This is a genomic window from uncultured Paracoccus sp. (genome assembly GCF_937873615.1).
In the GTDB taxonomy this organism is placed as follows: domain Bacteria; phylum Pseudomonadota; class Alphaproteobacteria; order Rhodobacterales; family Rhodobacteraceae; genus Paracoccus.
The window spans coordinates 22,063-39,405 of sequence record NZ_CALMYP010000073.1; the positions used below are offsets into that span (position 1 = coordinate 22,063).

The 17,343-nt window shown below is 61.9% G+C and carries 16 protein-coding genes; 7 read left to right on the forward strand and 9 right to left on the reverse strand.

What is annotated here, in order from left to right; genetic code table 11:
• Nucleotides 1-95 precede the first annotated feature (95 nt).
• The 8 genes from Q0330_RS19110 to Q0330_RS19145 all read right to left on the reverse strand — a co-directional run bounded on the left by Q0330_RS19110 (nt 96) and on the right by Q0330_RS19145 (nt 9,295).
• Nucleotides 96-1,073: an MBL fold metallo-hydrolase gene (locus Q0330_RS19110; protein ID WP_299483474.1), complete on the reverse strand. Its 978-nt coding sequence runs from the start codon at nt 1,071-1,073 to the stop codon at nt 96-98.
• Between the two features lie 64 nt (nt 1,074-1,137).
• Nucleotides 1,138-2,097: an MBL fold metallo-hydrolase gene (locus Q0330_RS19115; RefSeq protein WP_299483476.1), complete on the reverse strand. Its 960-nt coding sequence runs from the start codon at nt 2,095-2,097 to the stop codon at nt 1,138-1,140.
• A gap of 78 nt (nt 2,098-2,175) precedes the next feature.
• Nucleotides 2,176-3,327 (reverse strand): MFS transporter, encoded by a 1,152-nt coding sequence (locus Q0330_RS19120; RefSeq protein ID WP_299483478.1) that lies wholly within the window; start codon nt 3,325-3,327, stop codon nt 2,176-2,178.
• A 111-nt stretch (nt 3,328-3,438) separates the two neighbouring features.
• Nucleotides 3,439-4,371 (reverse strand): alpha/beta hydrolase, encoded by a 933-nt coding sequence (locus Q0330_RS19125; RefSeq protein ID WP_299483480.1) that lies wholly within the window; start codon nt 4,369-4,371, stop codon nt 3,439-3,441.
• Complete coding sequence (locus tag Q0330_RS19130; protein WP_299483482.1) at nt 4,368-5,396, reverse strand: quercetin 2,3-dioxygenase; 1,029 nt, start codon at nt 5,394-5,396, stop codon at nt 4,368-4,370. The genes Q0330_RS19125 and Q0330_RS19130 overlap by 4 nt, the downstream gene beginning before the upstream one ends.
• A 143-nt stretch (nt 5,397-5,539) precedes the next feature.
• Nucleotides 5,540-6,454: a LysR family transcriptional regulator gene (locus Q0330_RS19135; protein ID WP_299483484.1), complete on the reverse strand. Its 915-nt coding sequence runs from the start codon at nt 6,452-6,454 to the stop codon at nt 5,540-5,542.
• 174 nt (nt 6,455-6,628) lie between these two features.
• Nucleotides 6,629-8,629, reverse strand: a complete 2,001-nt coding sequence (locus Q0330_RS19140; protein ID WP_299483486.1) for a TonB-dependent receptor — start codon at nt 8,627-8,629, stop codon at nt 6,629-6,631.
• A gap of 363 nt (nt 8,630-8,992) precedes the next feature.
• Nucleotides 8,993-9,295: a DUF2218 domain-containing protein gene (locus tag Q0330_RS19145; RefSeq protein WP_299483488.1), complete on the reverse strand. Its 303-nt coding sequence runs from the start codon at nt 9,293-9,295 to the stop codon at nt 8,993-8,995.
• 102 nt (nt 9,296-9,397) lie between these two features.
• On the opposite strand from Q0330_RS19145, the gene Q0330_RS19150 reads away from it, so the two are divergent.
• Genes Q0330_RS19150 through Q0330_RS19165 form a run of 4 tightly spaced genes read left to right on the forward strand, consistent with a single transcriptional unit; the run spans nt 9,398 to nt 12,941 of the window.
• A complete protein-coding gene (locus Q0330_RS19150) occupies nt 9,398-10,300 on the forward strand; it encodes a siderophore ABC transporter substrate-binding protein (protein ID WP_299483508.1) in 903 nt (300 codons plus the stop codon).
• Between the two features lies 1 nt (nt 10,301).
• Nucleotides 10,302-11,246: an iron chelate uptake ABC transporter family permease subunit gene (locus Q0330_RS19155; protein WP_299483490.1), complete on the forward strand. Its 945-nt coding sequence runs from the start codon at nt 10,302-10,304 to the stop codon at nt 11,244-11,246.
• Nucleotides 11,239-12,183, forward strand: coding sequence for an iron chelate uptake ABC transporter family permease subunit (locus Q0330_RS19160; protein ID WP_299483492.1), 945 nt, complete (start codon nt 11,239-11,241; stop codon nt 12,181-12,183). The genes Q0330_RS19155 and Q0330_RS19160 overlap by 8 nt, the downstream gene beginning before the upstream one ends.
• Nucleotides 12,180-12,941, forward strand: coding sequence for an ABC transporter ATP-binding protein (locus Q0330_RS19165; RefSeq protein ID WP_299483494.1), 762 nt, complete (start codon nt 12,180-12,182; stop codon nt 12,939-12,941). The genes Q0330_RS19160 and Q0330_RS19165 overlap by 4 nt, the downstream gene beginning before the upstream one ends.
• Before the next feature lie 196 nt (nt 12,942-13,137).
• On the opposite strand, the gene Q0330_RS19170 is transcribed toward Q0330_RS19165, so the two are convergent.
• The gene (locus tag Q0330_RS19170) at nt 13,138-13,809 is read right to left on the reverse strand and encodes a GntR family transcriptional regulator (protein ID WP_299483496.1); all 672 of its coding nucleotides are present in this window, start codon (nt 13,807-13,809) and stop codon (nt 13,138-13,140) included.
• A gap of 109 nt (nt 13,810-13,918) precedes the next feature.
• Between Q0330_RS19170 and Q0330_RS19175 the strand changes: the two genes are divergently transcribed.
• From Q0330_RS19175 to madL, 3 genes are all read left to right on the forward strand, one after another.
• A complete protein-coding gene (locus tag Q0330_RS19175) occupies nt 13,919-15,253 on the forward strand; it encodes a malonyl-CoA decarboxylase (RefSeq protein ID WP_299483498.1) in 1,335 nt (444 codons plus the stop codon).
• 22 nt (nt 15,254-15,275) lie between these two features.
• Nucleotides 15,276-16,784 carry a malonyl-CoA synthase gene (locus Q0330_RS19180; protein WP_299483500.1) on the forward strand — a complete coding sequence of 503 codons (1,509 nt, stop codon included), beginning with the start codon at nt 15,276-15,278 and terminating at the stop codon, nt 16,782-16,784.
• Nucleotides 16,785-16,849: 65 nt separating this feature from the next.
• Nucleotides 16,850-17,245: a malonate transporter subunit MadL gene (gene madL, locus Q0330_RS19185; RefSeq protein ID WP_299483502.1), complete on the forward strand. Its 396-nt coding sequence runs from the start codon at nt 16,850-16,852 to the stop codon at nt 17,243-17,245.
• Nucleotides 17,246-17,343 lie beyond the last annotated feature (98 nt).

The window sequence follows — 17,343 nt, forward strand, 5'->3', positions numbered from 1 at the left end:
GAATGGCTGACCGCGTCACCGACCGGCGACAAGCTGGCAGATCATCTGCCGGAACAGGTCGACGGTGCCGATCTCTGCCCCAGCAGGCCGCGCTCTCAATCAATCACGTCGCGCTCGATCCCGTCGTCCGAAATCACGAAGCTCATCAGGTCCTCGCCGATGATGACCTCTCCGTCATAGCCTGCGCGGGTGCGGGTCAGGATCTCGTCTGTGGAAGGTCCGACATGGCCCCCGGGAAGCTGCACGACGTGAGAGAATATTGCCAGCTTTGGCTGTGCGGCGGTGAAGATCCTTGCGGCCTCTTCTGGACTGGTGTGCCCGGACATGACCACCTTGAAGAAGGGCTTGTCGGCAGCGACCTGAGACACGGCAGCGACCTCGTGGACGATGATATCGGCGTCCTTGCCATAGCTTGCAACGCTCTCCGAATGGCTGGCGTCGCCCGAGATCACCACGGAGTGATTACCATAGCTCACACGATAGCCGAAAGTCTCGGTCGAGAACTTGTGGTGAAAAACGCGAAACGCCTCAACCTTGACGCCATTTTTTTCGAAGACGACGCCCTCGTCGACGACATGGGCTGCGATCTTCGTCGCGGCTTCGGGGATTTTGGCGCCGCCGCGTTCGACAACGTCTGAGGCATAGGCAAGCATCAGCCCCTCGGCCAGTTGCTGCACACCTTCGGGGCCGTAAAGCTGGAATTCGTCCTGGCGCCCACCAAGCGGAAGCGGGACATAGCCGGAAAGGTAGACATCTGGCAGCCCGTTGGTGTGGTCGGAATGGAAATGCGTCAGGAAGGTCGCGTCGATCGCGCCGATGGGCAGGCCCATCTGTCCGAGCCGCATCGTAGCGCCGCGCCCGGCATCGAACAGCAGGTTCAGGCCGCCTGCCTGAACCAGATTGGCAAAGCCGAAGCGTTCGATGCGCAGGGCGGGTGAGCCGGTGCCAAGCAGGGTGAGACGCATCGTATCATCGGTTGGCGCCGCGATCCGGGCGGTCTCCTGAGCGTGAAGCGGGGTGGTGACCGCCAGGGCAACAAGCGCGGCGGTCAGGTTGCGGAAGAGATTGTTCATTTTGAGATTCCTTTTGATTGGCGTTGGCCCGACCGGCGGAAAGCACCCACCGGCCGGTCATGGCTCAGAACTCTTGAAGGTCCTCGGCGATGGTGATCTTTCCGTCATAGACGGCGCCGATTTCGTCGGCCCAGCCTTGCGTTTGCTCTGGCGACATCCCGCGCCCGGCCACAAGGTGGGTGGCGACAACAGCGCCGACGCCCGCCGTGCTCGCCATTTCGCCGATCTGGGTCGGCGTGACATGATGGTTGGACAGGTGGCGCTCGACTTCTGCTGCCTTTTCATCGGTCATGCCCGGACGGGCGCGCACCTGTGCCATGACGGCGGGCAGGTCAATCAGTTCGCTGACCAGAAGATCGGCACCTTGCGCAAGTTTGGTCACGGCCTCGCTTGGACCCGTATCACCGGTATAGACGATGGAGCGGTCGGGCGAATCGAAGCGGAACGAAACGCTCTCGTAGTTTTTGTCCATCTCGCTGCCGGGTTCGAAGGAATAGTGGGTATTCTTGACGGTGGTCACGGTCGTGCCGTTCAAGTCGAAGCTGTCGCCATCGCGGATCTCGTGGACCTGCACAAGCTCCTCAGGGGACATGACCTGGGCATCTTCCATGCCGTAGGCCGCTTCCATGGCCGGGGCCATGCCCTCCAGCATGCCCATGACGAGCTGTTCCGTGCCAGGCGGGCCGTAGACCTGGACGGGGTTGCCCGGATTGGTCTGAAAGCGCAGGCCGAGAAGCGCCAGCAGCCCGCCCATATGGTCGAAATGCAGGTGGCTGATCAGGGCGTTGTCGACATCCCAGATCTGCACGCCCGCAGCGTTCAGCCGGCCGGCAAAGCCATCGCCAAGGTCGACAAGCGTGACAGTGTCGTCGACGATCAGCACATTGGCAGGCTGGGACCGGTCAGAACGCGCATTCGGGCCGCCGGACGTCCCCAGCGTGATGAACTTGGTTTCTGCCACCGCCGGAAGTGCGATACCGGCGAGGGTCAGGGCGATGGCTGTTGTGTGGATCAGGCTTTTCATTGGCTCCTCCTTTTGAGTTCAAGTTTGCTTGCTGGTCATCCCCCACGCCGCTCCTCCACCGCGCGAAGTATGCTGGCGTCAGGTTGTCATCGGCCTGGCGTTGTCTGACCGGGTGGCCAGTTGGCCAGCGCGGGTGAACGACCAATAGCTGCCGAAAGCGACAATCGCGGCGAAGATGCCAATCGCGCCGAAGCCGAAGATCTCGACCAGTGCACCCCCAAGCAGCGGCGCGATGGCGGATCCTGTCATCAGCATGGCTGGCGTCGCTGACACCGCGCTGCCCGTCGGGTCGTATCTGGCGATAAAGCCGAAGACGAAGGTGTGGGTGAAAATCAGCACTGCGGCAAAGAAGATTGCCGGGATGGCATATCCGATGAAGCTGCCCGAGAGCATGATCAGCAGGGCGAAGGTGCCTTGGACGACCGGTCCGACGCGGCTGACACGGATCGCCGAAAGACGGCGTTCAAGAAGTGCTGCAAGCGCTGGCGGGAACAGGTTCACGATGCCCAGAAGGATCAGCACGAGTTCGACCCTGCCTTCGCCGAAGCCTCGGGCATTTCCGACCTGCACGAGAAAGCTGAAAACAAGCCCCTGGATCAGTGCCATGCCCATGATGCCGCCGATGGCGAAACGGATCGCTTTCGGAAATCGGGCGCTCAGATCGACCTTTTCGGGGACCGCGTCCTGGGGCATCAACAGTGTCGTCACGATCGCCGCTGCCAGCATGGTGCCGCCCGCCGCATAGAAGAAGCCTTGCGGACCGATCACGCCGATAAGTTGCGGCACCCCACCCAGAAAGAAGAGCGAGAACAGGCCAAAGCCAATGCCGGCAAAGGCAAATATGCGATGCGGATTATCGCTGCGCCCCATGGTCCCGTGAACGACCGAAAGGGCGGCGCCTGTGGCCATGCCTCCGACCAGATGCAGCAGCAGGTGGATCGCGAAACCGTGGACGACTGTCACCGCAAGTAGGCACGCCCCTGCAACCCAATAGCCCGCCGGGGCAAGTGTCCGGGCCTGGACCTTGTCGAAGCGCCGCGACAGAAACAGCGAGGCGATAACGGCGCCCAACAGAAAACTGGTCGGAAGCGCGCCACCCAGAGCGGGGCGATAGCCATATCCGTCGATCAGCGTATCGACCCAGATCGGCAGCGCGGCCAAGTCTATCATCCCGGCGACATGGCCGGTGATCAGGGCAATGTTCGCGCTGCGCGCGTTCAGCGTGGTCATGTTCTCCTCCCTCGGCATGGCGCCGACATCTGTCTTTGGCCAGCCGCATCCCTCTCGGCCGAAGCGGCCGGGTTCCCTGATGCGGCTGTCTTGCCTGCCGAAAATGTGGTGTTAAACCGTCAACTCTTGCCTGAAGAATTGCAGGATCGTGTCGAAGATCCGGATCTCGGACTGCTCTGGCGTGTCGGGTGCGCTCGAGGTGAAAGTCGTGACCGGATGCGGTCCCGCATCGTCCAGATCGTTGCGGTTCAGGAAGCCGTGGCCGAGACCCTCGACCTCGACCAGGCGGGCCCGCGATCCGGCGGCGCTGAGCGCGTCGAACAGCAGGCGGCTTTGCCCAACCGGCACATGCGCGTCATAGGTGCCGTGCATGATCAGGAATGGGCAGGCCTTGCCGGTGACTTGGCTGACCGGATTCGCTTGTTCGACGCGCTCTGGCAACTCGCCAATCGCGCCCCCGACGAACAGCGATTCCAGCGATTCCGGCGATGCAGAGGGCCCGGGCGGTGGCAGCCTTGCAGATTCCGGATCCTCGCCGGGCAAGGTTTCCCCGCTTTTCTGCTGGTCGATCTGCAGGAAATCCGTGGGGCCATAGCCGTCCATCACGGCTGCGACCGCCGATGATGTGTCCGACCATTCGTCCGAGGTGAATTCCTGCGCATTCGACAGGGCCGCCATGGCCGCCAGATGGCCGCCAGCAGAGGACCCCCAAAGCCCGATCCGTTCTGGGTCGATATTGTAGTCAGCGGCATGGCGGCGCAGCCAACGGATCGCGGTCTTGGTATCGATCACAGCGGCGGGAAAAATCGCCTCGCCGCTCAGCCGATAGTCGATGGAGACCATGACGAACCCGCTTTCCGCGAAGAATCGGCGCAGGTCGGGGGCGAGGCGACGGTCGCCGAAACGCCAGCCGCCGCCATGCAGGAAGATGATCGCCGGGAAGGGGCCATCGCCATCTGGGACATAGACATCGGCCAGCCGGTCCTGCCCGCCGGCGCAAGAGTAGACCTGATCGGCGATCAAACTCACGTCAGCAGCGCTCATGTTGCGGCCCCGTCACCCTTGGGCGGTGCGCCGAGCGGGACGATGTCCAGTTGATCCAGCTTCGCCAGAACGCGGTCGAAGCGGAAGGGACCGGGGTCCTGCGGATAGACATGGCCGTCATAGCGATCACCCAGGGTGAAGAAGAAATCCTCGAAGATGCCGGGGATCAGCCAGCCGAGCGTGCGGCAATAGGGGGTCAGGAACTGGAAGGCATGTGGCGTGCCGCGCGGCACGAACAGCCAGTCACCCGGCGACAGCTCCAGGATCTCATCTCCCGCCTTCATTCGGATCCGACCGTCGAGGCACAGGAACATCTCGTCATGCTTCAGGTGCTTGTGCGGCGGGATCATGTCGCCCTGCGGGCCTTCGTTGAAGAGCGTCAGAAACCGGCCATCGGTCTGCGGATTGCGTCCCGCGAAGTTGAAGATCTGATCCGCCACGACCAGCCGCTCGCCCTCGCCGCTTTCGATGACATAGGGCTGGGCGCTGTCGGGCAGGGTCTTGCCGGGACGTTGCAGCGCCGGCGCCTTTGGCAGCGGCCCGAGGATATCGGTATCGCTGCCCTCGGGTGCCGACAGACCCAGCAGATCGCCGGCTTGACCGGCATCCGTCGCGGGCTGGATAAACCCCTGATAGGGGGCACCCATGGCCGAAAACAGACTGCCCGCAGCGCCACCTGTCTGAAAGATCATCGCGACCGTGCGGTGCCGGTCCATGCGAAAGCCGTAATCTGTGCCAGGCGGGATCGAAGCAGTGTCGCCTGCAATCACGGCATAGCTGTCACTGCCGATCGTCAGTTCGATTGCGCCCTCCATGACATAGAGGCTGGTAAAAGCCTCCGCGTGGCGGATCATCGGCAGGCCGGCACCCTTGCCGCCACTCAGCATGTGCAGGCAGAAGGCCCCGCCCGTTTCTGCGCCCGTCGCATAGGTCGAGGCAACCATGCCGCCAATCAGATGGCGCGGCCCCTGACCGTTGCGGATCCCATAAGGCGCAGCCGCGCCCGGCAAAACGTTGAACTCCATGAAAGAACCTCCCGCTCTTCTATTGTCCGGACCGGGATTTGACGGCCGGACGGGCTCGCGTCTCCTCAGGGACTATAAATGCGGGGATTGGATACCGGAAATTGATTGTTCAAGGTGCGACACATTCACCAAATCTATGAATTTCAGGTTGCCGCCCGGTCCGCGCAGAGTTCAACCATCAGGCCACGAAGCCATGCGAGGCCCCCATCGTGATCGCGCTGCGCATTCCACTGCATGACGATGCGGTTCTGCGGCACGTCGAAGGGAAGGGGATGCGAGCGGAGCGGCAGCAGCGTGCCAAACCGTTCAGCAACGGTTTCGGGCACTGTGCCCAACCTGTCCGTGCCGACCAGGTGCCACGGCACCGTGACCTGACTTGCTACCGACACGGCCGCATTCAGGCGGCCATGCCCCTGTTCGATGATCGCGCGATCGACGGGTATCTTCTGCTCCGGTCCAATCTCCACGATGACATGGCTCGCCCCGAGATAGTCCTCGGCCGTGACGCTGCGGCTGCCCCATTTACCTTCGCGACAGGCCAGCACGCGAAAGCCTTCCGCATAGAGGATCTGCATCGGGTGATTGGCCGAAGCGAACTGGCGCGGGATGACCAGCAGATCGACCCCGCCGCGTTCCAGCACCTGGTCCGGATTGCTGGCAAGTGGGCGGATGAACAACTGGAGTCCCGGTGCCTCGGAGGCAAGTCGAGATGTCAGCCGTGCCAGAAGATCCGTCGTGATCGCATCCGCTGCGGCCACGGTCACGCGCCGCTTCAATTGTTGAGGCGGGACGTCGGGCGCGCTCATGACGGTGGTTTCTATCCGGCGCAGGACTTCTTCCAGTTCCGCTTGTAGCGCCCGCGCCCGATCCGTCAGCACCATGCGGCGGCCGACGCGGACGAGCAGATCGTCGTCGAAATACTCGCGCAAGCGCGACAGGGCATTGCTGGTCGCCGCCTGCGAGAGATTCAGCTGTTCCGAGGCGCGCGTGACATGTCGTTCGCGCAACATCACGTCAAGCGCTACCAGAAGGTTGAGATCAAGCCCGCGAAACCGCATGGGCGCAGCTTAGCACAAGAGGTTTCATTCGCGCGACAGCCGTGATGTCAATTCGAACCGATGGCACCGGGATTGCGGCGGATCTCGGCCTGCGTCTGGCGCAACCTGTTCCAGTCGGGTCGCGGTGGGCATGTGGGGCGCACCGATCTGGTCGCGCCCCGCCGTCTTTTGGCGTCAGAAGTCCAGGTTCAGCCCGAGTGTGACCGTGCGGCCCGGCGCATAAAGCGGATCAACGTCGCGCGGGTTGTACTGCACATAGCTGGACCGTTCGTAATAGGTCTTGTCGAACAGGTTATCGACACCCAGACGCATCACCACGTTCTGATAGGTTTCCGGTCGCCATTCGGCATAGGCATTCACAACGCCATAACCCGCGTGATCCGAGAAGCCAGCTTCGGTCAGGTAATCACCGTCGAGACGGCCCGCCAACTCCAGCGTGCCGCCAAGGCGCAGATTGTATTCCGGAATGTCCTGATCGATGAACAGCGACGCGACAGTGCCAATCGGCATCGCATCGCCGCCATTGGGCAAGGCGTCCTCGCTGTCATATTCGACATGCGCCTTGGTCACGCTGGCACCGACACGGCCGCTGCCCCAGCTATAGTTGCCCTGAAGGGTAAAGCCGCGGCTGCGATATTCTTCGGCATTGTCCAGTGTATAGCTGCCGTCGCTTTCGCGGTAATAGCTGTTCGCGAGGTTCATCAGCCGGGTATCGAAGAAGGTAAGGTTGCCCGTCCAGTTTTCTTGCGTTGCGTTCAGGCCGAGCTTGTAATTGCGCGCGGTCGCAGGCTCGTATCCCGAGGCCACGACCATGCTGCTGTCGCGCGCATGAAGGTAGCCGTATTCGCCCAGATCATAACCCATCCAGGTGTGCGATGCCCCGGCAAAGACCTCGTATCCCGGCGCGAATTCATAGGAGACGGTCGCGTTCACGCTGGCGCCCGTATCGGTGTGACGCTCGCTGTTCCAATCGGTGAAGCGTTGGTGATCGACACGCGCACCGGTCGAAATGTCGATGCCGTTGGCGAATTCGAAACGGCCCTGAACGAAAGCGCCGACCTGCATGGTTTCCAGATTGTGGATGGCCGCATCGGTGTCGCCGTAATTGTCGATGTGATAGTCGTCATAGGCCCAGTCGATACCGGCCGTGACGCTGCCCGGCCCCACTTCGAACCGGTTCTGGGCGAGCCCGCCCACCGTTTCGGCCCTCATCCTGAAATCGCCGCGCGCGGCATCTTCGATATAGTCCGGCCGGTCGTAATCGTTGCGGCTGGCATAGATCATCACCTCGGGATCCCACAACGCGGTGGGCGAGACCTCGGTATATTTCAGGCTGAGGGTGTTTCGCGTGACCTTCAGCGGGAAGACATCCTTGCTCTGCCCGACATCCATGTTCATGCGGGTCACGCGGTCGGCGCTGTCCTTGTTATGCTCATAGGACAGTTCGATCCGGTGCCCCTCGACCTCGTAACCTGCCTTCAGCAGGGCGCCGGTCGTGGCGGGCTTGCTGCCGACCACCTCATAGCCATCGCCGTTTTCGTAATTGTCACCATCCGCGCGATGCAGCATCACGAACCAGTCGACATTCTGGTAGACGCCGTAGCCCGCCAGATTTGCCGTCAGCCCCCGACCGTTCGAACCATAGGAAAGCCCGACACGGCCACCCTGACTGCGGCCGTCGGTCAGAAGATCGCGCGCACCGAGCGTTTCATAGCGCACCGCACCCGCACCCGCCGCAAAGCCTGCATCCGCCGCAGCGGCACCTGCCTCGACCTCGACCCGCTTCAGGAATGCCGGGTCGATCACGTTAGAGCCGCTGTGATGCCAGTTATCCTTGAACTGCGGCACGCCGTCGACCGAAACGGCCAGGCTGGACTGTTCCAGTCCAAAGACATGGATGCGCTTGGACGGACCGGCCCCGCCCGACACGCTGATCGCCGAATCGCGTGCGAACAGCTCGGAGACATCGGCGGGCTGCAGATCCGCGATATCCTGTTCACCGACAGCAACGCCGCCGGTCGCCTCGACATTTTCCTGTCCGTCCGCGACCAGAGTGATCGGTTCCAGCATGATCGTTCCGGGGTTTTGCGAGATGGTGACCTCCTGCGCGTTCAATGCGGTTGCAAGCGTCAGCGCAGAGGTGCCCGCCAGCAGCGGGATAAGTGAGTGTCGCATCAGTCGAAGCCTTGTTGAGTTGGGTTTACGTACCCGACTGGCTTACTGCTGCGGATAAATCCTGAGTATTTTACTTATGTGACTTTCGTATCGCAAGCGGGATGACGCGAAATTTGCGGAAAAACCGGTCCAGACGACATAAACAAGCAGCCATGAAGAAGATTATTCGTTCATATCCAATGATTTAATAATATCTCCGCAGGATGTTCCGTCTCCTCGCGGATTGCTGCGCCGACACAGTCTCGCTGCGCGCTGCTATAATCCTGACTTTTTCAGTTGACTATAACGCTCGCGGCGGGATATGCAGCGTTTTCTTACGGATGTTCTGTCCACACCGGCGGACAAGCCATTGGCATCCGCTTTCTAAACGGCTGGCGTCGTCCAGGTCATGCCGTCAAACGCTTCGCGGAATGCAAAGCGCTTGAGATGATCATCAATGACCGCTTGCAGGCGCAGCGCCGCGCCATCGCTGGCGGCCTTCAGGATAACCGTCAGCGCGTCGTCATCTGAGCGCAGCAGCGCCTCGCCGATGTCGAAACTGACCCGACCTTCATCGCCGTCAACCACCGCCGGCACCTTGTGGCCAAAGTGTTTGCATAGCTGAATCAGGTACTTGCCAGCATTCGGCGTCTCGTATCGACCAATGGTTTCAAAAAGCTCTTGCATCTTCTTTATTTCCGAGTGTTTTACTAAACATGAGTTTCGATGACATCTGGCACGCCCGTTTGTCAATGTCCGTGTGCCGAAATCGTGCGAACCTAGGAGAAGATTTTGAAACGAGTTCTATGCGCCCTTGCGCTTGTCGTGCCGGTTGCGCTGCAGGCCCAGACGGTACAGATCGACACCGCTGCCGGCCCGGTCGATGCACCGGAAAATCCTGCGACGGTGGTGGCGCTGGATTTTGCGGCCATCGACACGCTGAACGCCCTGCAGGTGCCTCTGGTGGGCCGACCCGATTTCACGCCGCCCGCATTTCTGACCGAGGCGCTCGCCGACGTGCCCACATTTGGCACTCTGTTCGAGCCGGATTTCGAGGCGCTTGCCGCGATGGCTCCGGACCTGATCGTCGCCGGCGGCCGCTCGCAAACGCAGCTTCCGATGCTGTCCAAGGTCGCGCCAACGCTCGACATGACGATCGATGGCAGCGATCTGATCCGGCAGACCGAAGACCGGATCGACGCCTATGGCCTGTTGTTTGCGAAGACCGATCAGGCCGATACGCTGAAGCGTCGGATCGACGCGGCACTTGCCAGCACCACTGCGGCTGTCGCCGACAAGGGCGATGCGATGATCCTGCTGACCAATGGCGGCAAGATCTCGGCCTATGGCGCAAATTCGCGCTTCGGCTGGATTCACAACGCGCTGAACCTGCCCGAGGCTTATCCGGGGCTGGTGGCCGAAACCCATGGCGAGGCGGTATCTTTCGAATTCGTTGCAAAGGCCGACCCGGACTGGATCCTGGTCATCGACCGCGGGGCTGCCGTCGGTCAGGGCGGCGAGGCGGCTGCGGCGACCCTGGACAATCCCCTGATCGCCGGAACGACCGCTGGCAAGAACGGGCATATCGTCTATCTGGATCCCGCTGCCATGTATCTGTCCAGCGGCGGCTATCAATCGCTGATGCTGGTGCTGGGGCAGTTGACCGAGGCCTTCGCAGGTCAGAACAGCTAGGATGCGACGCGTTGTCGTCGCAATCGGCCTGATCGGGTTGGTCTTCGCCAGCCTGAGCATTGGCGCCGCCGATCTGAGTTCTGATCAGGGCGGCGCCTTTCTGTTGACGGTCAGCCGTGTTCCGCGCACCGCCGCCGCCCTGCTGGCCGGTGCCGGGCTGGCACTGGCCGGGGCGGTGGTGCAGCTTGCCGTGCAGAACCGGCTGGTCGAGCCCGGCCTGACCGGCACGCCAGAGGCCGCGATGGCGGGCCTGCTGGCCATCACATTGATCGCGCCGGGTGCGCCCTTGATGGTCAAGATGGTTGCGGCTTCGACAACTGCCCTGGCGGGAACCGCCGGTTTTCTGCTGCTGGCGCGCCATGTCCCCCGGCAGGACCCGATGCTGCTGCCGCTCGTCGGTCTGATCTATGCCGGCATTCTGGGGGCGGGCGTGACCGGCGTCGCCTGGAGCGTCGATCTGATGCAATATCTCGGCACCTGGCAGGCCGGAGAGTTCTCGGGTGTGCTGCGGGGACGCTATGAATTGCTGTGGATCATCGCCATCGCCGGCGGGTTGCTATACCTGGCCGCCGACCGGATCACGCTTCTGGGGCTGGGCGAGGATCGCGCCCGCAGCCTGGGCCTGAACGCGCGTCAGACCTTGCTGGCCGGGCTGGTCATCGTGGCGGTGATGGTCACGGCGACGGTGGTGACGGTCGGGGTGCTGCCCTTTGTCGGGTTGATCATTCCCAATCTCGTCTCGCGCTGGCGGGGCGACAATCTGCGCGCGAATCTGCCGCTGATCGCATTGGCCGGGGGGACTGCGGTTCTGGCTTCGGACCTGATCGGCCGGCTGATCCGCTGGCCCTACGAAATTCCTGCCGGAACGATATTTGCTGTGGCTGGCGCTGCGATCTTCCTGTGGCTGCTCTATGCCGCCCCGTCTCAGAGGGATGCGCGTGGCTGAACGGCGATTGATCTGGCTCGCACTCGCGTTGCTGCTGGCCTCGGCCCTGTATCTGGGCTGGGGGTTGCGCAGCCCTTACGGCTTTATCCTGTCACTGCGCGGGGTAAAGCTGGGGGCACTGCTGCTGGTGGGCGCGGCGGTCGGCGCGTCCACGGTCGTCTTTCAAACCATGGTCGGCAACCGGTTGCTGACACCGGGCATCGTGGGCTTTGACGCGATGTTCGTGATGATCCAGACCTTGCTGGTCCTTGTGCTGGGCGGCGGCGGCTTTGCCACATTGCCGCCCCTGCCGCTGTTTGCGATCGAGGCAGGTTGCCTGGTGGTCGCCGGGATGCTGCTCTTTGGTATGGTGCTGCGCCTCGGTGCCGAAGACATGACGCGGCTGGTCCTGACCGGAGTGATCCTTGGCATTCTGTTGCGGGGGCTGACCGGCTTTATCCAGCGCATCCTCGATCCGTCTGAATTCGCCATCGTGCAAGGCGCCAGCTTTGCCAGCTTTGGTTCGGTCGATCCGATGCAGCTTGGCGTTGCGGCAGCAGCGTTCCTGCTGGCCATGCTGGGCTGTCTGAGGCTGGCGCCGCTGCTGGATGTCGCGGCCCTCGGGCGCAGCTATGCCCGCAGTCTAGGGGTGAACCATGACGGGCTGGCCCTTGCCGCGCTGGCCATCGTTGCGGCGCTGGTGGCGACCTCGACGGCACTGGCGGGGCCTGTGACCTTTCTGGGCCTGCTGGCCGCAGGCCTTGCCGCCGCTTTGCTGCCAAGCTGGCGACACCGCATCACGATCCCCGCGGCAGCCCTGCTGGGGGCGTTGATCCTGGTCCTCGGGCAGTTCCTGTTCGAGCGGCTTTTGGGCCTGCAATCGACGCTGGCGGTGATCGTCGAATTTCTCGGCGGCCTCGTCTTCCTGTTCCTCGTCCTGAAAAGGCGACCGACATGATCCGGATTTCCCAGCTCGATCTGACCCGCGACGGGCGGCGCATCCTGAAAGGCATCGACGCGCAGGTTCCGGCGGCAGGGCTGACAGCGGTGATCGGACCGAACGGGGCAGGCAAGTCCAGCCTGCTGCATTGCATGGCCGGCCTTTTGCCCCCAAGCGCCGGAACGATAACCGTAGACGGAACCGATATCGTGGCGGCACGGCCTGCCAATCGCGCGAGACTGATCGCCATGTTGCCCCAGGGCACGCCAGTTGTGCCGCGCCTGAGCGTCGCCGATCTGGTCGCCTTTGGCCGCTGGCCGCATCATCGCGGGCATCCGAGCGCGACCGATCATGCCATCATCCGAGAATCGATGATCGCGTTCGATCTGCTGCCCCTTGCCGACCGCCGTCTGGACAGCCTGTCGGGCGGTCAGCGCCAACGCGCCTTTGTCGCCATGGCCCATGCGCAATCGACTCCGTGGCTGCTTCTGGATGAACCGCTTGCCGCGCTCGATCCGAAATATGCCAGCGACATCATGCGCCGCCTGCATGCGATGTCGCGGCCCGGTCCCGACGCGCGCGGCGTTGTGGTCGTCCTTCACGATCTGGCGATGGCGGCGCGCTATGCCGATTGGGTTGTCAGCCTGAAGGACGGCCGTCTTTTTGCGTCAGCCCCGCGCCGAGAGGCGATGAATGGCGCCAGCCTGACTGCTTTGTTCGATACGGAGATTCTTGTCGACAGGCTGAATGAAAGCGATGTGATCATGGTGCGATAGGGGCAGTCGATCAGGGCCTGCCGCGAATTGCTGTTCCGAAGGCTGAACATGCTGCCATGCCTCGGCATGACAAGGCCCGCTTGCGTAGCTTCATCATATCGTAACACACCCTCCCGACATTGCTGCTCGCTCTGGCGCCGGGTGGATCGGCAGAGATGTCGCAGATTGCACGGCAGGACTGTTCCGAACGGAACTTTCATGGACGAAGTGATGCGATCAACTGGTGAAAGCGGTCGCCCTGAATGATGACATGGGCATTCATCGCCGAGCTTGCGCCGGTTGTGTCACCAACTTCTATGGCTGCCATGATCTGCCGATGCTCGTCGAGAGATCGGTTCATTCTGCCGCGAACCTGTAACTGTCGGCGGCGATAGGGTTGCAACATCGTTTGTAGCCGAAGTGCCTCTCCCTCAAGGAATATGTTACCCGAAGCAGCATAGACTGCCTGATGGAACACGGTATTCTGGTGATAGTAAGCGTCGCTGTCTCCGGTCGATGCCGCGCTTTCACAGGCAGTCTGCGCTGTTCGGATCCGGGCGATCTGCTCATCCGTTGCCCGGCTGGCAGCCAGCCGCGCGCACATCGCCTCCAGCTCTGCCATCACCTCGAAACGTTCGGTCAGCTCCACGACACTAAGCTCGGTCACGAAGGTACCTCGCTTGGGTTCGACACGAACAAGGCCCGACGATTCAAGCGCCTGCAGCGCGTCGCGAATGGGAGTGCGCGAACAGGAAAACTCGACGGCAAGTGCCTCTGGGTCAAGCTTCTCGCCGGGTGCGAATCGGCCGTCCACAATATCGTTTTCCAAGGCTTGTCGGATCTGTTGTGCGTTCGGTCGTGCGGGGCGCCCCAAGGGTTTGTCCTTCAACTTGCTGCAAAGCCTTTAGAATTTAACACAAGAAGAAAATTATCCAACAAGTTTTATGATATATACAACAAAACAAAATATGAGTATAACAATGCAAGGAGGACAAATCATGGCCAGACCGAAACTCACCTTTCTGACCGATCTCGTTCAGGCCATCTCAGGCGCTGACAAGAAGGACCGTGCGACGGTTGCAGTGGATGAGAAGATGACGCGGCTGGCCTTGTCGCGACCTGCTCCCGAACGCCTTATCGCTGCTTGCGACGTGCTGATGGGGCGGATCGGCGATGCAGCCCGTGTGGCAGTCGCAGAGCAGGCACTTGAAGCCTATGCCGAATTGAACGCGGACGAGAAAGCCGTGTTCTTCGTACACCTGCGCGACGGCTTCAATGCTGAACCCGACGCCATTCGGACGGCATTTGCCGCCTATGACAGCGATCCCACCGCCGCAACGTTGGTACCGCTGTTCAATGCAGTGGAACCGCCGCGCCAGTCCTTGTTGCGCCGCCTGAACACGGCCCCGAACGCCACGCTGAAGCTGGTCCATATGCGCGCCGATCTGCTTGCAGCGATGCGCAAGGATCCATCGCTTGCCCCGCTGGATGCCGATTTCGAGCATCTTTTTGCCTCGTGGTTCAATCGCGGATTCCTGCGGATCGAGCGGGTAGACTGGTCCACGCCGGCGTCAGTGCTGGAAAAGATCATGGGCTATGAAACCGTACACCCGATGAAGGGATGGGAGGATCTTCGCCGTCGGCTGGACCCAAATGATCGTCGCTTTTATGCGTTCTTTCATCCTGCAACCGGTAACGAACCGCTGATCTTTGTCGAGGTGGCGCTGATGCGCGATATTCCCGACGAAATCGCACCGATCCTGACCGCTCCGCGCAAGGATCTGGCCGAGAATGCGACGACGGCGGTGTTCTATTCGATCAACAACACGCTGCAGGGGCTGAAAGGGGTTTCGTTCGGCAATTTCCTGATCAAACAGGTCGTGGCAGAGCTGGCAGCCGAACTTCCCGCGCTGAAGACCTTCGTGACCTTGTCACCGGCCCCCGGCTTTGCCGCCTGGCTGTCAGGCGGCGATGATCCGAAAGCTGCGGAACTTGCGGCGGAACTGGACCTGGGTGCCTGGCTGACCGACAAGGACGAGGCAGCGCGTCTGAAGCCGCAGGTCGAGGCCATGGCCGCGCGGTATTTCACCGAAGCCCGGACAAGATCCGGCGCACCGCGCGATCCTGTTGCCCGTTTTCACCTTGGCAACGGCGCCGCAGCTTGGCGCGTCAACTGGCCCGGCGATCGCTCTGACGCTGCCGTGTCGCGTGCCCATGGGCTGATGATCAACTATCTCTACGAACCCGCCAGGATCGAAGCCCAGCATGAGGCCTTTGTCCGCGACGGAACAATCGCGACCGGCGCGCCTCTGGACGCCGCTCTGTCTCGCTGAAACTGCATAAGGGAGGAGACCAATGCAGACGATCTATGAAAGCTTCATCGTTTCATGCGATGCACAACCCGACAAGGCGCTGTTCGAACGTCCCGATGCGCCTGACATCACCTATGCCGAAGCGCGCGATCTGGTGCAGCGGTTTGCCACTGTCCTGACCGATATCGGCGTAAGGCCCGGCGACCGGGTCGCGGTGCAAACCGAAAAGAGCCCCGAGGCCATCTGCCTCTATCTGGCGGCGCTGCAGGTCGGCGGTGTCTACCTGCCTTTGAACACCGCGTATACCGGGGCAGAGATCGACTATTTCATCGGCGATGCGGCGCCGCGCCTGTTTGTCTGCGCGCCGGGTACGATGGCCGACCACAAGGCGCGCGAAAGCGAAAGCCTGCAGGTTGAAAGCCTTGGCGCCAATGGCGAGGGCACGCTGATGGATCTGGCCGCTGCCGCCGCGCCCCGCACCGATCACGTTTCGCGCGGCATGAATGACCATGCTGCGATCCTGTATACTTCGGGCACCACGGGCCGGTCCAAGGGCGCGGTGCTGACGCATGGCAACCTCGCGTCGAACACAGAAGCGCTTCTGGAAAGCTGGCGCTACACGGCCGAGGATCGGCTGATCCACGCCCTGCCGATCTTTCATACGCACGGCCTGTTTGTCGCCGCGAACATGAGCATCGTCGCCGGGGCCACGATGATCTGGCTCAGCAAATTCGACGGAGAACAGGCCATCGATCTCATGGCGGATGCCACGGTGCTGATGGGGGTGCCGACCTTCTACACCCGGCTCTTGAAATCCGATCGGCTGAGTCGCGGGACCACCGCCAATATGCGCCTCTTCGTGTCGGGCTCAGCCCCGCTTCTGGCCGAGGAACACCGGGCGTTTGAGGAAAGAACCGGTCATCCCATCCTTGAGCGTTATGGCATGACCGAAACCTGCATGATTACCACCAACCCTTACGATGGCAGCCGAAAGCCCGGCGCCGTCGGGATGCCCCTTCCGGGGGTCGAGATCCGCATCGCCGACCGCGAGACTGGTGCTCCGCTGGCTGACGGAGAAATCGGTGCCATCGAAGTGCGCGGGCCGATTGTCTTCGAGGGCTACTGGAAGATGCCCGAGAAGACCGCCGCAGAGTTCCGCGATGACGGCTTTTTCATCACCGGCGATCTGGGCCAGATCGGGGACGATGGCTATCTGAGGATCGTCGGGCGCGACAAGGACCTGGTCATTTCCGGCGGCTACAATGTCTATCCCAAGGAAGTCGAAGGGCTGATCGACGATATTCCCGGCGTCGTCGAAAGCGCGGTCGTTGGCCTGCCTCACCCCGATCTGGGTGAAGGTGTGACGGCCATCGTTGTCGCAAAAGGCGATGCCGGGCTTGATGAAAGCAGGATCATCGCCGCGATCCGCGATCAACTGGCCCGATACAAGCAACCCAAGCGCGTCCTGTTCGTGCCGGAACTGCCCCGAAACGTCATGGGCAAGGTCCAGAAGGCGGAACTGCGCAAGACCTACGCCGAGCTTTACAAATAACCACATGGCGGTTGCCGCGGGCAGGAGGAGCCCCGGTCGCCGCCGATCCAAGGAGGAGTGGATCAATGATTATCTACGGAGTCGCCGTTCTGGCGGGTTGTCTTCTGGCGGGCATGATCGTGGGCGATCTGCTTGGCGCATTGCTGGGGGTCGAGGCGAATGTCGGCGGGGTCGGCTTTGCGATGCTGCTGCTGATCGTGCTGACCGACCGGATGCGCAAGGCGGGAAAGTTCCCCTATCACAGTGCCGAAGGGGTTCTGTTCTGGAGCGCCATGTATATTCCGATCGTTGTCGCCATGGCTTCGACACAAAACGTCGTTTCGGCCGTCAGTGGCGGACCGATCGCACTTCTGGCCGGCATCGTTGCGACCGTGGTCTGCTGGGCCCTGGTGCCGGTTTTGTCTCGGATCGGCGGCGCAGAGGCGCCGCTGCCGCCAATCAGCGAAGAAGCGGAGGTGTGACATGGAGCTGATTTCCGAAGTTCTGATCAAGAGAGGGCTGCTCTTCGCATTCCTCATCGTCGGCTTTGTCATGTGGGCAAGCTATTTCGCCTCGCACA